This window comes from Mycobacterium sp. E136 (assembly GCF_001666865.1).
Taxonomy (GTDB): Bacteria; Actinomycetota; Actinomycetes; order Mycobacteriales; family Mycobacteriaceae; genus Mycobacterium.
In genome coordinates, this window is sequence record NZ_LZJE01000314.1 from 1 (window position 1) to 1,334 (window position 1,334).

Annotated in this window: 1 protein-coding gene; it reads left to right on the top strand. The window is 66.0% G+C overall.

Features of this window, described 5'->3' with window-relative positions; genetic code table 11:
- Nucleotides 1-40: 40 nt before the first annotated feature.
- Nucleotides 41-1,276, top strand: a complete 1,236-nt coding sequence (locus tag A5698_RS20260) for an IS256 family transposase (protein WP_068300458.1) — start codon at nucleotides 41-43, stop codon at nucleotides 1,274-1,276.
- Nucleotides 1,277-1,334: the final 58 nt, after the last annotated feature.

Consider the following 1,334-nt stretch of genomic DNA (forward strand, 5'->3'; position numbering starts at 1 on the left):
AGAGACCCGTCAAAGTCACTCGAGCAAAGGAATCGACGCGATGACCACTGCCCACAATATCGACCTGCCCGCCGTGCTCGCCGAACGACTCACCGCCGCCCATCCCGATGTGCTGCGCGAGCTGCTCGCCACGTTCATCCACAGCCTGATGGGCGCCGAAGCCGACGCCCTGTGCGGTGCGGGGTACGGCGAGCGCAGCACGGAGCGCACCAACTCCCGCAACGGCTACCGGCACCGCCAATTCGACACCCGCGCAGGGTCGTTGGATCTCGCGATCCCCAAGCTGCGCCACGGCTCCTACTTCCCGGACTGGCTGCTGGAACGCCGCAAACGCGCCGAGCGCGCCCTGACGACCGTGGTGGCCACCTGCTACCTGCTGGGGGTGTCCACCCGGCGGATGGACAAACTCGTCGAGACCCTCGGGATCACGTCGCTGTCGAAGTCGCAGGTGTCGGTGATGGCCAAAGAACTCGACACTGCCGTCGAAGCCTTCCGGACCCGGCCACTGGACGCCGGCCCGTACACCTTCATGGCCGCCGACGCCCTGGTGCTCAAGGTCCGCGAGGGCGGGCGGGTGGTCAACGTGCACGCCCTGATCGCCACGGGCGTAAACACCGACGGGTATCGCGAGATCCTCGGCATCGACGTCACCACCGCCGAGGACGGAGCGGGCTGGCTGACGTTCCTGCGGTCGCTGACCGCCCGCGGCCTGTCGGGGGTGAAGTTGGTGACCTCCGACGCTCACGCCGGGCTGGTGGCCGCGATCGGTGCCACTCTTCCCGGCGCATCGTGGCAGCGCTGCAGGACGCACTACACGACCAACCTGATGGCCGTCACCCCGAAAGCGTCGTGGCCGTGGGTCAAGACCCTGCTGCACTCAGTGTTCGACCAACCTGACGCTGAATCCGTTGCTGCCCAATATGATCGGATCATCGACGCGCTCGCCGACAAGCTCCCCAAGACCGTCGAGCACCTCGAATCGGCACGACCGGATCTGCTGGCATTCACTGCCTTTCCCAAACAGATCTGGCGCCAGATTTGGTCTAACAACCCCCAGGAACGCCTCAACAAGGAGATCCGCCGACGCACCGACGTCGTCGGCATCTTCCCCGACCGCAACGCCCTGATTCGCCTCGTCGGTGCCGTGCTGGCCGAACAACACGACGAATGGGCCGAGTCCCGGCGCTACCTCGGCCTCGACGTGCTGAGCAAATCACGCGCCGTCAACGACACCGCGACAGATCAGGAGGACACCCCCGCGGCACTGACCGCCTGAACCGATCACCACGAAGAATCACACGACGACGTCGTACACCACGCCCCTGGACTTGACC